General features: G+C 55.3%; 8 protein-coding genes. 6 read left to right on the top strand and 2 right to left on the bottom strand.

Annotation, left to right across the window (positions count from 1 at the left end):
• Positions 1-180 precede the first annotated feature (180 nt).
• On the top strand, positions 181-5,193 hold the full coding sequence (locus HMPREF1207_RS12155) for a glycosyl hydrolase family 18 protein (RefSeq protein WP_009675809.1): 5,013 nt from the start codon (positions 181-183) through the stop codon (positions 5,191-5,193).
• A 101-nt stretch (positions 5,194-5,294) separates the two neighbouring features.
• Here HMPREF1207_RS12155 and HMPREF1207_RS12150 read toward each other — a convergent pair whose 3' ends face one another.
• Complete coding sequence (locus HMPREF1207_RS12150; protein ID WP_009675886.1) at positions 5,295-6,245, bottom strand: DMT family transporter; 951 nt, start codon at positions 6,243-6,245, stop codon at positions 5,295-5,297.
• A gap of 97 nt (positions 6,246-6,342) precedes the next feature.
• On the opposite strand from HMPREF1207_RS12150, the gene HMPREF1207_RS12145 reads away from it, so the two are divergent.
• From HMPREF1207_RS12145 to HMPREF1207_RS12135, 3 genes are all read left to right on the top strand, one after another.
• Entirely contained in the window at positions 6,343-7,215 is an 873-nt protein-coding gene (locus HMPREF1207_RS12145; protein WP_009675918.1) for a LysR family transcriptional regulator, read from the top strand.
• A 102-nt stretch (positions 7,216-7,317) separates the two neighbouring features.
• Positions 7,318-9,711: a TPM domain-containing protein gene (locus HMPREF1207_RS12140; protein ID WP_016423694.1), complete on the top strand. Its 2,394-nt coding sequence runs from the start codon at positions 7,318-7,320 to the stop codon at positions 9,709-9,711.
• A 214-nt stretch (positions 9,712-9,925) separates the two neighbouring features.
• A complete protein-coding gene (locus tag HMPREF1207_RS12135) occupies positions 9,926-10,105 on the top strand; it encodes a hypothetical protein (RefSeq protein WP_016423693.1) in 180 nt (59 codons plus the stop codon).
• A 3-nt stretch (positions 10,106-10,108) separates the two neighbouring features.
• Here HMPREF1207_RS12135 and HMPREF1207_RS12130 read toward each other — a convergent pair whose 3' ends face one another.
• On the bottom strand, positions 10,109-11,020 hold the full coding sequence (locus HMPREF1207_RS12130; RefSeq protein ID WP_009676028.1) for a serine/threonine-protein kinase: 912 nt from the start codon (positions 11,018-11,020) through the stop codon (positions 10,109-10,111).
• A 226-nt stretch (positions 11,021-11,246) separates the two neighbouring features.
• Between HMPREF1207_RS12130 and HMPREF1207_RS12125 the strand changes: the two genes are divergently transcribed.
• Entirely contained in the window at positions 11,247-11,924 is a 678-nt protein-coding gene (locus tag HMPREF1207_RS12125; protein ID WP_009675837.1) for a response regulator transcription factor, read from the top strand.
• On the top strand, positions 11,921-13,282 hold the full coding sequence (locus HMPREF1207_RS12120) for a sensor histidine kinase (RefSeq protein ID WP_009675897.1): 1,362 nt from the start codon (positions 11,921-11,923) through the stop codon (positions 13,280-13,282). The genes HMPREF1207_RS12125 and HMPREF1207_RS12120 overlap by 4 nt, the downstream gene beginning before the upstream one ends.
• Positions 13,283-13,328 lie beyond the last annotated feature (46 nt).

Here is a 13,328-nt window from a genome sequence, read left to right as displayed (position 1 = left end):
GGCTTTATGTAACCGTTTACCAAGTTTTCTGATGAGCTTTATAAGGCTTCACGAGTTTGTTTTAAGTTCAAGCCAAGCGGCTGAATTTAGAAGCAGTGCCTGCGAAGAGAACGCACTGGAGGTGAGAAGGATTCCTCTTTGGAATGGCATTGTATAAATTTGATGAAATTGGGGTGTAGTATGAAAGCGCTTAAGCAATCTTTTGTTTGGAGATGGCTTGTTTTACTTTTATGTACAAGCATGGTCTTTTCAACTTATCTGACTGTTGTTTCGGGACAAGCAAGCGCCCAACCGGCCGATATCAAGGGGCATTGGGCAGAGAAAGAGCTTGGCGAATGGCACGATAAAGGCCTGATTCAGGGCTACTCGGACGGTTCTCTTCAGCCGGACAATGCCATTACGCGCGCAGAGCTTATGGCGCTTATTAACCGGTACTATAAATTAACGGCTTCCGCTCCGATCCAATTCACGGACGTTACGGCGGAGCAGTGGCAGTATGAACAAATCAGCAAAGCGGTGGCAGCCGGGTACGTGGACGGCTACAGCGACGGAAGCATCCGTCCGGACCAGCCGGTGAGCAGACAGGAGTCCGCGGTCATGCTTTCCAAGCTGCTCAAGCTGGGCGAGGCTTCCGAAGACGCGCTGAAGAACATCAAAGACGCGGCGTCGATTGCCGATTGGAGCAAAGGCGCGGTAAGCGCCATGGTAGCCAAGGGAGTCATCGAAGGCTACGAAGACGGCACTTTCCGTCCCGCAGGCAAGCTGACCCGCGCAGAAACGGTCGTTCTGCTGGGCCGCGCGCCATCGCTACAAACCGTTTCCTATGACAAGGCCGGCACGTTCGGACCTGCATCGGGAACCGAAACGGTTAACGGGGACGTTGCCGTAAATGTTTCGGGCGTTACCCTGCAAAACACCGTCATTCAAGGCAATCTCCTTCTGGGTAAAGGCATCGGAAACGGGGATGTTACCTTGAAGAACGTGAAAGTAGCGGGAACCGTTACGGTCAACGGCGGCGGAGAAAATTCCATCCACCTCGTAGATACGATCCTGGTGAAGGTGATTGTCCACAAGGAAACCGGCGTGGTCCGCCTTGTGGCTCAAGGAAACACCTCCGTTCAGCAAACGATAGTCCAGTCTTCCGTTAAATTAGAGGAAAGTTCTCTGACGGGAGCCGGTTTTATCGACGTGATCTTTCCGAAAGAACTGCCTGCCGGTTCTACGGCACAGCTGATCGGCGCGTTTAATTCCCTTCATGTGCTGGCTTCTGGCATTAAAATCGAGATTTCCAAAGGCTCCATCGGCAAAGTAACCGTGGACGGAAGCGACACGACACTGGCCGTTGGCAATGACGCCAGCATTGTGTCTCTCGTGCTGAATGCCCTGGCCAAAATTACCGGCTACGGCTCGGTCGAAAGCGTGACGGTAAACGAAGGCGGAAAAGGCTCCTCCTTCGAGAAAGCTCCCGTCAAAGTGGATGGCCCGCAGAAAGGCTCCATCATAATCGGATTGCCGATCGGCGGCGGCTGGGGCGGTTCTGGCGGCAGCTCCGGCGGCGGTTCCACGGAAACGGCCAAGAAAGTCATCGCGTATGTGCCCGGCTGGAAAAACTGGTCGGCCTCCAACCCGATCGACGCGGCCAAGCTGACGCACATCAACTATGCGTTCACGCATGTGAAAGACAATAAAATCGTCTCCCTACCGGCACAGAACGACGATGCCAACTATGCCTATCTGCAAAGCTTGAAGAAAGACAATCCGAAGTTGAAAATTCTTCCTTCCGTCGGCGGCTGGGGAGCGGACGGTTTCTCGGATGCGGCATTAACGGAAAGCGCGCGCAACACATTTGCGGACAGCATCATCGAGTACGTCAAGAAGTACAAGCTGGACGGGGTCGACCTGGATTGGGAGTATCCAACACAAAGCGCTGACGGTGTTATGAAGGCGCGGCCGGAGGATAAACAGAATTTCACGTTGATGCTGCAAACGATTCGTGAGAAGCTGAATGCTCTGGGAAGCCAGGACGGCAAATATTATGAGCTGACGATTGCTGTCGGCGCTACGCAAAAATACCTCGACGGGGTTGAAATCGAGAAGATTACCCCGCTGCTCGACAATATTAATTTGATGACCTATGACTTTGCCGGTCAGTGGGTCCAAAATACGGAGCACCATACGAATTTGTATGCCGGTAATCTGAGCGTAGATGCATCCGTTAAGCTGTATCTGGCCAATAAAGTTCCGGCAAGCAAAATCGTAATCGGCGGCGCCTTTTATGGCCACCTGTGGACGGATGTAGAAGCGGTAGGCGGTAAAATTTTGGGTCAAAAGGCGGTCGGTAACGGTGCGACACCGACCTACAATGAAATCATTTCGAATTATAATGAAGCTGGCGGCTACAAGCGCTATTGGGATAATGAGGCCAAAGCACCTTACTTGTATAGCGAGCAAACGAAAGTATTCCTTTCTTATGACGACCCACAATCCCTCCACGAAAAAGGGGGCTATGTGCTGAACCAGAAACTCGGCGGTGCGATGTTCTGGGAATACAGCCAAGATCAGACGGGAGCTTTGCTGGACGCACTGGTGAAAGGTGTTCAAGGAAAGACACTGAACCCTGATACGACAACGGTTCCGGCGGCACCTGCAGTTACAGGCGTAAGCGAAGGACAAACTTACAAGACAGGCGTACTGCCCAACTGGAAGGATGCGGCGGGTACCGCAAGCGGCGCTACGCTGAACGGAGCCGCCTACACCAAGGGAACCGGAATTACGGAAGCGGGCGAGTACACGCTCGTCGTTACCGCAGCTCACGGCAAAAGCGGCAAAACGGCTTCCACGACCGTGAAGTTCAAAGTTGACCCGCAAACGAAGGTGATCGCTTACGTGGGCGGCTGGAAAAACTGGTCCGAAGCGAAACCGGTGGACGCATCCAAACTGACGCACATCAACTATGCGTTTACGCATGTCAAAGACAACAAGATCGTGCCGATCGAAGTGCAGAACGATGATGCGAATTACGCGTATCTGCACAGTCTGAAAGCTCAGAACGCCGATCTTAAAACTCTTATCTCCGTAGGGGGATGGGGGGCGGACGGTTTCTCGGACGCGGCATTAACAGAAGCTTCCCGTCAAACATTTACCGACAGCATCATCGACTATGTGAAGAAATACAACCTGGACGGCGTCGATCTGGACTGGGAATATCCGACGCAAAGCGCCGACGGCGTAATGAAGGCACGGCCGGAGGATAAACAGAACTTTACTTCCCTGCTGCAATTAATGCGCGATAAGCTGAACGCGCTGGGTCTTGAGACCAATCGCTATTACGAGCTGACCATCGCGGTCGGTGCGGGAAGCGGTTATCTGAAGGGCGTTGAAATCGATAAAATTACTCCGCTGCTGGATAATATGAACCTGATGACCTATGATTTGTCGGGCGGATGGGTTCCGAAAACGGAGCACCATACCAATCTTTACGGATCCGGCAACAACAGTGTCGATCAATCCGTGCAGCTTTATAAGAAGAACGGTGTACCTGCAAACAAAATCGTCATCGGCGCCGCGTTCTACAGCCACTTGTGGACGAACGTGGAATCCTCCGCCAACAACGGACTCGGACAAAAGGCCGTAGGCACCGGCGCAACCCCGACCTACAGCGTAACTCTCGCGACTTACAGCGAAGCCAACGGATATACCCGTTATTGGGATCAGGATTCTAAAGCTCCATACCTGTATAACGCTCAGACAGGAATCTTCATCTCGTTCGACGATCCTGAGTCCATGGCTGAGAAAGCGGCTTATACGCTGAAAGAGAAGCTCGGCGGCGCTATGTTCTGGGAGTACAGCCAGGACGAAACGGGCGCCCTGCTGGATGCGCTCGTTAACGGTCTGAAAGGCAACCCTTACACGCCGGACACGACTTCCGTGCCTGCCGCACCGCAGATTGCCAACGTAACGGACGGACAGACCTACACGACAGGCGTACTGCCGAACTGGACGGATGCCCCGGGTACGGTGGGTGTCGCTACGCTGAACGGAGAGGAATACATCAAAGGAACAGGGATTACAGAAGCAGGCGACTATACCCTGGTGGTCACGGCTGTTCACGGCAAAAGCGGGAAAACGGCTTCTACGACCGTGAAGTTCAAAGTAGACCCTAGAAAGAAAGTGATCGCCTACATCGCGGGCTGGGAAGACTGGTCCGTCACGAATTCGGTTTACGCCAACAAACTGACGCACCTGAACTACTCCTTTACGCTGGTAAAAGACAACAAAATCATCACACGTCCGGAGCAAAAGGACGACCAGAACTACCAGTACATTCACAGCCTGAAAGCACAGAATCCGAACCTTAAAGTGCTGTTTGCCGTAGGCGGCTGGGGAGCGGACGGCTTCTCGGATGCGGTTCTGACTAACGAAGCCCGCGACACCTTCTCGAACAGCATTATCGACTACATCAAGAAGTACAAGCTGGACGGCGTGGATATCGACTGGGAATATCCGACGATCAGCGCGGACGGCGTAATGAAAGCAAGACCGGAAGACAAGCATAACTACACCCTGTTCCTGCAAATGCTCCGGGACAAACTGAATCAGCTGGGGCTTGCCGACAACAAGTATTATGAATTGTCCATGGCGGCAGGCGCCGGACCAAGTCATCTGAAAGCTCTCGAAGCCGCTGAAATTTCCAAGTACCTGGATAATTTCAACATCATGACCTATGATTACTCAGGCGGATGGGTTCAGAAGACGGAGCATCACACGAACGTTTACGGACCGGGACTCAGCATGGAAACCGTGGTTAAACGGTTCATAGACGCGAAAGTGCCGGCTAACAAAATAGTCGTCGGCATCGCTTTCTACAGCCATCTCTGGACCGATGTGCAGTCGACTGCCAACAACGGTCTGGGACAGGCTGCAACAGGCAGCGGCAATACTCCGACCTACAACGAAATTTTGGAGAAATATAACGCGGCTAACGGCTACGTCCGTTACTGGGACGATGCTGCCAAGGCACCGTACCTCTTTAACGGCAGCACATGGCTTTCCTACGACGATCCTGAATCCATAAAGGCGAAAGCCCAGTTTGTACAGGATCAGGGATTGGGCGGAGCGATGTTCTGGGAATACAGCATGGATAAATCGGGCGCACTTCTCGACGCGCTGATCAACGTAATTCCCGTTAAATAATCGCGGCTCGCAAGGCATGCAGGATTAACGGATAGGCGTATATCAAAAAAAGAAACCGGCGGAGGCTCAGCCCTCCGCCGGTTTTTCTTGTTTCCGAACCGTTATTTAAAGTCCCTTGCCTGACCCAGACTCGCGCAAGGGGGGATATCTTTGGACTTTTTTGCCTTGGCGGCAAGAAAAGACCGGGGCGGCACGTTCACGAGCACGATGCTGACCACGATGAGGATCAGTCCCGCCAGCAAGTTGATCGTAATCGCTTCGTTCATGAAAATAGCGCTGACGGTAATGGAGATCAGCGGAATCAGGAAGGTGAACGAGGCGACTTTACTCGCTTCGCCCGAACCGACCAGCGTGAAGAAAGCCAGCCACCCCATCGCAATGACGAATACCGAAATGAAGAGCAGGCTGAAGATGAAAGGGCCGGTCCATGCGATGTCCGAGACGCTTTCTGTGGAGAGGCCTGTGCCCGTCAGGACGACTCCGCCCATCAGCAGCTGCAGCGTGACCATCCAGATGGAGTCGACGCGGTCGCCTGTTTTTTTCATAAAAACGGTACCGAAAGCCCAGCTTACCGCAGATCCGAGCGCCAGCAGAATGCCGATAAAGGAGATATGCCCGCTCAGTCCGGCCGAAGTAATGGTCGCCACCCCGGCGAAACCGAGGAGCAGGCCGAACATTTTCAGCCCGTACATGGATTCGCCCAGCCACAGCCAGGAGAGGATTCCAAGCAGCACCGGCTGGAAGAAAACGATAGCGGAGAACAGCCCCGAAGGCAGGTAACCGAGTCCGACGGTCTGCAATCCGTAGAACAAAATGATGTTCAGCACGGCGGAAATCAAATAAATGTGCCACGTTTGCTTGAAGTTGAGCTTCTTGTATCTCGGAATTGCGACGAACAGCAGCAGGAAGCCGCCGATCAATGTACGAATACCCGCGAATAGCAGGGGCGGTGTATAAATGAGCGCGTGCTTGGTCAGAGGCCAGTTGATCCCCCACATCAAGACCAGAAACGCGAGCAGGAAAGCCGTTCGTTTACGGGAAGAACGTTCCATCTAAATCACTCCTTGGTTAGAACTGCTTTCTTATGATACGATGGGCTATAAGATAAATAAAATGAATAATTTTTATGAGGAGCATAAGTGAAAGGTTATGACCATTACTCAATTTCAGGTTTTTGTGAAGATAGCGGAGACGGGAAGCTTCACCAAAGCGGGCTTGGAGCTCAACATGACGCAGCCTGCCGTGAGCCACGCCATCTCCAGTCTTGAGGCTGATCTCGGCATCCATTTAATGATCCGGGACCGGAAGAACGGCATTACCCTGACGCATATCGGGAAAAGGGTGCTCATCCAAATGCGCGAGATTTTGCAGCGCGTCGAGAACATCGAGCAGGAAATCGCGGCGGAGAAAGGGCTGGAGGTCGGAACCGTCCGCATCGGCGCGTTTCCTACCGCCGCCGCTCATTTTTTGCCGAAGATCATGAGCACGTTCAAGCAGAAATATCCGAATCTCCAGCTGGTGCTTCATGAAGGCACGATTGCCGAAGTGAAGGAGTGGCTGTCGACGCGGTTTATCGACGTGGGCCTCGTTATTTTTCCCGATGCGGATATGGAGATCGTTCCTCTTTTTAGAGACAAGATGGTGGCTGTTCTTCCGGAGAACCACGTGCTGGGGAGCCGAAGTTCTCTTACAATCTCCGATTTGAGCGGAGAACCGATGATTTTGTGCAGAGGAGGGTACGAAGCCCCGATTATCGATTTGTTTCAGAAGTCGGGCGCGGATCTCCGGTTGGCTTTTGCGGCGTCCAACGTCGCGACGGTGCTGAATATGATCCGGGAAGGGCTGGGACTCGCTATCTTGTCCCGCTTGTCCTTATCCTCCCTGCCTCCGGGGCTCGTTACGCTCGACCTGGAGCCTCGCGTCTGCCGGGATATATCCGTAGCCGTGCCTTCTTTGAAAGAAGCATCGCTGGCGGTACATTTATTTATTCAAACGGCCAGAGAGCTTTTTCCCCGGGAATGAAGGGAAGATTGACGTCAGAGGCGTTTAAAACGGAAAAGAAGCGAAACCGGTATTTTCGGGTAAAGAGCATGTAAAAGGTCATTGGAGCGAAAGGGGAACAAAATGAAGAGAATCCGTGTGATAGGGCTCGCCCTACTCCTGACATTTCTTACCTGTACGGCTGTGTTTGCCGCGGCGGTGCCCCGGAATAACGGAATCGTTACCGATCCCGTCGGTTTGCTTACGCAAACCCAGGCCCGTCAGGTGGAAAGCGGACTGAAGAACAAAGATTACGAATTGTTTGTGCTTACCGCCAAAGGCTTAACCGAAAGCGAGGGAGAGCGCCTCGCGAATGAAGCTTACGATCAATGGGGGCTGAACCGGAATCAGCTGATGCTGGTCATCACGACTCAGCCGAATTTTGTCCATCTGGTTTATGAGAACGAGCAGCTGTCCGCGGCCGTTTCGCGAAGCAAGGCGAAGGATGCGAAGGGGATTGTCGATCTTAAGTTTGTGCCTGCTGCCGGAGAAGGCAAGATTGGAGAAGGTATTCTGGCGGTCAGCGGTTACGTGAACTCGCTTGCCGGAGCGGGAGCATCGGGAGCCGGTGACTCTTCGGGCAGCATGGCCTCGATTATTCTGGTTGTGCTGGGGCTCGCCGTGATTGGAGCGGGAATTTGGGCTTTCTGGCAGTACAAAAGAAGAGCCGCGGCCCGGAAACGGCTGGCGGAAGCGAAACAGCTGCTCGACGGGACGCAGCCGGTGCTGAACGGAATGCTGTTTTCGGAAGTTTTTCAGGACCTGGAGAAACAATTTTTGCAAGGGGAAACAAAACAAAAAGCCGCCGAGCTGGAGAATGCGGTAGTGCGGCTGCAGGGAGAAGCCGAAGAGCTGAGGGGACGCCTGGCGGCTCAGAAAATTCCTTTTCTCCTTAACGCCAAGGGAGAGGCCGAGACGAGAAACCTTCTCCAATCCGTGCAGGAATTTGTCAAAAAGCTGGAGCCGTCCAGGACGCAGCTCGCGGAGATCGAAAAGCAATCCACGGAAGTCAGAAAATCCGTGAACCGGGCCAAGACCGGCATCGCCGAAGCGGAGGAAGTTGTCGAAGCGCTTGCCCGCCGGACAGGTTACCCGCTGACTGCCCTGAGGAAGCATGCGGAACAGGCCAAGACGGCTTACGCCAAGGCCGACGAGCTGGACGAATTCGATTTTATACAGGCCGCAACGTCGGTCGAAGCCGCTCTGAAGGAGCTGGATTTCATCAAGAAGTCGGTTAAGGACTTCGAAGCGCTGGAGGCGCGGCAGCCCGGATTTTTACCGGGGATTCAAGCCATGGAACAAGAACTCAGGGAAAAAGCGCGGCGGGAAAGTCTGCTGCTTACCGATGGCGACCCATATGCTCTGCTTGAGCAGGCAAGGGAGGAGACTGCCCGTCTCGGTACGCTGCTGGAAGCGGGCGATACCGAAGAGGGCGGCCGGAGCGCGGCCGCCATAGAGGAGAGCGTGGGGGCCGCCCGCAGCCTGGTGGAGGCGATGATTGCCGACCGGGAGTCTGCGCGGAAGACGGCTCATGAGATCGAGGAGCTGACGGGGGACCTCGGCTCATTCGACCGCGTCTATCCGGAGGAATCCCTTAAAGTCGCCCGCGATTACGCGGAAACGCACCGGCGGGAGCAGCAGGCCGACTACACCCGCATGACGCGGGCGCGCGAAGAGCTTGGCCGGCGGCTGACGGAGATCCGGTCCGGACTCGCTCCGGACGTCCAGGAGTACCGCTCGGCCCGGGAGGCCGGTACGGAGGCCCAAGCGCTGATGACCGAGATCCGGGAGCTCCGCACGCGGATTCTCGGGTATCACGACAGCTTGGACGCGCGGGTCCGGACCGTCCGGCATGCGCTGGACGAAGAACGAAGCCGGCTGCGGCAGGCGGCTTCCGCTTTCGGGGAGCTGCAGGTGGAATCACCGGAGCTGTCCGCGATGATCGGCGACGGCGAAAGCAGGCTGGCCCAGCTGGAGGAGCTGGCGCAGGCACCGGTGCTCGACGTGGACGTGCTGGAAGAGCGCCGGCGGGGGCTGGCCGTTCAGGCCGGGCAGGCCGCGGAGCGTGTGCAGCAGCTGCTGCGGGAGAAAGAAGAGACGCTGCGCACGATCAGGCAGCTCGAAGGAGAGTACCGGAGCCGGCATGCCCGGTACGGCGGCAGCATAAGCCTGTCGCCCTATTCCTCCGGCTACGAGACGCTGATGGAGGAAAGCCGGCGGCTTATCGCCCGGGGGCTTTTCGCGGAAGCGATGCAGCGCATCTCGTCCGGCCAGCAGCTGCTGGAGCAGATGGACCGGGACTATCAGCGCCGGATGCATGAGGAGCAGCTTCGCCGCAGAGGCCCCGGCGGGCCCGGGGGCGGCGGCAACTCCTCGGGGGGCTCGAGCTGGGGCGGAAGCGGAGGGCGTTCCTCCGGCAGCTCGAGTTGGGGCGGCGGCTCTTCCGGAGGACGATCCTCGGGATCGTCCAAGTGGTAAGGCGCCGCGCGGCACGGTAAGCGCGGACCGGTTGGGAAAATGAACGAAAAGAAGGAGGGACCAGATTCCTCCTTCTTTTTTTGCATGCTAACGAAGGGGGGAGGTTCGCTATCCCCGACTTTTCGGGTAAGAACTGACCCGGGGAGATATCCTGCTCAATCTGAAACGTTCTCCTTGCCTTCGCCGTATAGTACACCCAAAAGGAGGTATGGCCATGCTAAAAAAATTGCTGACTAAACTTCTTGGTGCCGACAAGCACAAAGGTTCCCACTACCGCTCCCACAGCAGTAGTGACGATTTCCACAGACATTCTCACAAGAACTACAACGGGCACAATCACTACGGTCACAATCACTACAAGAAAAAACGCTCTTCCAGCTCCTACAGCAGCTGACCCTCATCCTTCAAGTTCCGCCAGAATTCCATCGATATCGTTTTGTATCTCGCTCGCTCGTTCATAAGGCTGTTCCGTCAAAAGCAACCGGCGGAGCAGTTTTTTCGTTCCGGGATGCAGAAGCAGCTCCTTTTCCCAGCTCAGTCCGGCGCCTTTGGCCGCGCTTTCGTCTTCCGTAGAATAGGTGCTGTACAGCAAAAATAAGAGCAGATGACCGGCCGCGTAAAAATCGCCGGTCACATGAACGGCCCGCCGGAATTTTTTCTCCGAGGGATCGTCGTCGTCCACATCCGCGTCCCAGCGGGGAAGATGTTCTCCGGCAGGGCTGTCCGAAGCGCTGCCGCCGGAACTTAGGGCCCGGGCGAGCCCGAAGTCGATCAGCTTCACCGTGTCCCCATCCAAAAGCACGTTGGCGATTGAAATGTCTCGGTGGACGACTCCCTGTCCGTGAAGCATCCCGGCAAGCTCCAGCAGCCCCCGGACAAGCAGTAAAGCCTCCTTCTCGGAGAAAGCCCTGTCCTCACGGAAAAGCAGCACATCCAGCGAGCTTCCACGTACATACTCCATCGCAAAGCAGAACTCGCCCCTCCATCGGAAAGCCTTGTAGAATGCCGGAATATCCGGATGCCGCAGCTGCCGGAGCATGGCGGTTTCCTGCCCGAAGATGTATTCCGCCCGCTTTTTGCCGCCTCTTACGGGCGATACCCTTTTCAGCACCACCTGCTGTCCGTTATCCGTTTTCAGCGCCAGATAGGCGACGCCGAAGCTGCCGGCTCCGAGTTTTTCCACGATTTTATAAGTGCCCGCTATCACCGCACCCTTTCGAAAAGGCAAGCCGCGTATAGACCGGAGGCTTTTGCCGAAGCATTTATGCAGATAGGTGTACAGGTGTTTGAAACGCTTGGGCATCCTCATGGCAAGGCCTCCTTTTCCGGCCGGTTTAATGGCCGCAGATCAGAATCCAGACAGGTAGAGTAACGATCACCAGGCGGGGTGCGGCATTTTCCTATCTACCGGTCCCCTCCGCATATTCATAAGCATGTTATACGTTAAAAGGCGGTTTGAAGTAACGGTTCCCTTTTGACAATCCGGCGAATGTCTTTGTAAAGTAACGGTAGCGAGACTGGAAGGAGTTAGTATCATGGCCGTTAAACAAATTTTGTACATTGAGGACGATCCCGAAATCGGCAAATGGGTCAACAGCCACTTGATTGAACGGGGCTACGAAGTGAATTGGCTGAAATCCGGAGAGAAGGCGGCGGAATTCTGGGAGAAAAGCGACCTGGTCATCCTGGACGTGATGCTCCCTGGTCTGGACGGCTTTTCGATCGGGCAGCGGATGAAAAAGAATTACCCGGATACGCCCGTTCTGATGCTCTCCGCGCGGACCTCCATCGACGATAAATTGCAGGGTCTGCAATTCGCGGACGATTACGTGACGAAGCCGTTTCATCCGGATGAGCTGGCGGCCCGTGTCGAAGTGCTGCTGCGGCGTACGGGTAAACTGGCGCAGGCGGAGCTCACGCTGCATCATTTGCAGGTGAATATGGAGGAGAACCGGATCGTGGACACGCGGACCGGAGAAGAAATTATTTTGACGGGGAAACAATTTCAGATTTTCATGTATTTCCTGCGTCATCCGAATCAGATTCTTACAAAAGAGCAGCTGTACGAAGGGGTCTGGGGAGACCCTTACATCGACGGGGACAAAACGCTGATGGTTCATATCCGCTATCTCCGCGAAAAGATTGAGCGCGACCCCAGCCAGCCCGAAATCGTGGAGACGATCCGGGGCATCGGTTACCGGGTGAGAGCATGAAGTGGCGTCACTCGCTGCTCGTAAAATATTTGTGCATCGTGGTGTTCGCGATGCTGATTTGGCCGGTTATTTTTCCGATGGCCGCTGTTCTGTATTATTTGCCGCATTCGTTCAAGACCCAGGAAGAGAACCGGAAGACCAATCCCTATGCGAGGGGAAATGACATCGAGAAGTTCTGGCACGGGGAGGCTAAGAAGCTGCAGGGCGCCGGAGATGAGGGAATCGACAAGCGGATACGGGAACTGAAGGAGAAATATCCGAAGGCGGATCTGTTCTGGGTCGACGGCAGCGGGAAAACGCGCTTAACCCTGCCTGAACGATCGGACCTTCCTACCGTATGGGAAGCGGCCGATACGATCGCTTTTATGAAAAAAAGCTATGACGGCGATCCTTATACAACGGTCGCTTTCGTGGGAGAAGACGCGTCTCAGGGATTTATGGTGATGCAGATTCCGCGGGTGCTGATGAAGGAGGAACGGCCTATCTACAGCGACCGGTATGTCATCGGCATTGTTCTGCTGGCCTTCGGCTTGTTCCTGTTCACGTCGTGGCTGTTTTTCTACCGCATCCGCAAGCGTCTCGTTCATCTGGAGGAGGCGATGGGGCTGCCGGACGGCCGGGACATCCCCCATCCGATAGCCGTCAGCAAGAAGGACGAAATCGGACAACTGGAGCTGGCCTTCAACCGGATGATCGAGGAGCTGACGACGAGCCGCCAGCGGGAACGCAAAGAGGAAGGGCTCCGAAAGCAGCTGATCGCGAACCTGTCCCACGATCTGCGCACGCCGCTGACGATTATCCGCAGCCACGCCTACTCGCTGCAGAAGGAGCCGATCTCCGCGTCAGGCAAGTCTTCGCTGGCTCTGATCGAGACGAAGTCCGACGATCTCAACCGGCTCATCGACAACCTGCTGTCGTATACGCTGCTTTCCGCCGGAAAGTACCCGCTCCAGCGGACCGAGATCGACGTGGCCCGGCTCGTCCGGGCATCCGCCGCCGCCTGGTACCCGGTATTCGAGGAGGAAGGCATGGTTATGGACGTCGGTGTGCCGGAGCATCCCGTCTACTGGAAAGCCGATCCCCAGTGGATGAACCGGATTCTGGACAACCTGTTCCAGAATGTGCTCCGCCACGCCAAGTCCGGCGGATATATCGGCCTCCGCACCGAGGAAAGGGAAGGCGGGACTGCTCTCGTGATTGAGGACAAAGGCCCTGGCATGAAGGCTCCGTCGGCGGAGAAGGGGGCGGGGATCGGTCTCACGATCGTCGCGCTGATGGTGAAAGAAATGCATCTGGGCTGGGATGTCGTCAGCTCGCGGGAAGGAACGGCGATCTATTTGTTCCCGCGCGACCGGTGATTTTAAACGAATTTTAAACAAGCCGCACCCTGGGATTAACCTTCGC

Source organism: Paenibacillus sp. HGH0039 (assembly GCF_000411255.1).
GTDB lineage: Bacteria > Bacillota > Bacilli > Paenibacillales > NBRC-103111 > Paenibacillus_F.
The sequence above is the reverse complement of the archived record's forward strand: the minus strand, read 5'-3'. Positions and strand labels throughout refer to the sequence as shown.

Excerpts from the sequence above, each read along its gene's own strand:
- HMPREF1207_RS12125 (WP_009675837.1), top strand. The coding sequence starts at position 11,247 with ATGGCCGTTAAACAAATTTTGTACATTGAGGACGATCCCGAAATCGGC.
- HMPREF1207_RS12130 (WP_009676028.1), bottom strand. The coding sequence starts at position 11,020 with ATGAGGATGCCCAAGCGTTTCAAACACCTGTACACCTATCTGCATAAA.
- HMPREF1207_RS12120 (WP_009675897.1), top strand. The coding sequence starts at position 11,921 with ATGAAGTGGCGTCACTCGCTGCTCGTAAAATATTTGTGCATCGTGGTG.
- HMPREF1207_RS12150 (WP_009675886.1), bottom strand. The coding sequence starts at position 6,245 with ATGGAACGTTCTTCCCGTAAACGAACGGCTTTCCTGCTCGCGTTTCTG.
- HMPREF1207_RS12155 (WP_009675809.1), top strand. The coding sequence starts at position 181 with ATGAAAGCGCTTAAGCAATCTTTTGTTTGGAGATGGCTTGTTTTACTT.
- HMPREF1207_RS12145 (WP_009675918.1), top strand. The coding sequence starts at position 6,343 with ATGACCATTACTCAATTTCAGGTTTTTGTGAAGATAGCGGAGACGGGA.
- HMPREF1207_RS12135 (WP_016423693.1), top strand. The coding sequence starts at position 9,926 with ATGCTAAAAAAATTGCTGACTAAACTTCTTGGTGCCGACAAGCACAAA.
- HMPREF1207_RS12140 (WP_016423694.1), top strand. The coding sequence starts at position 7,318 with ATGAAGAGAATCCGTGTGATAGGGCTCGCCCTACTCCTGACATTTCTT.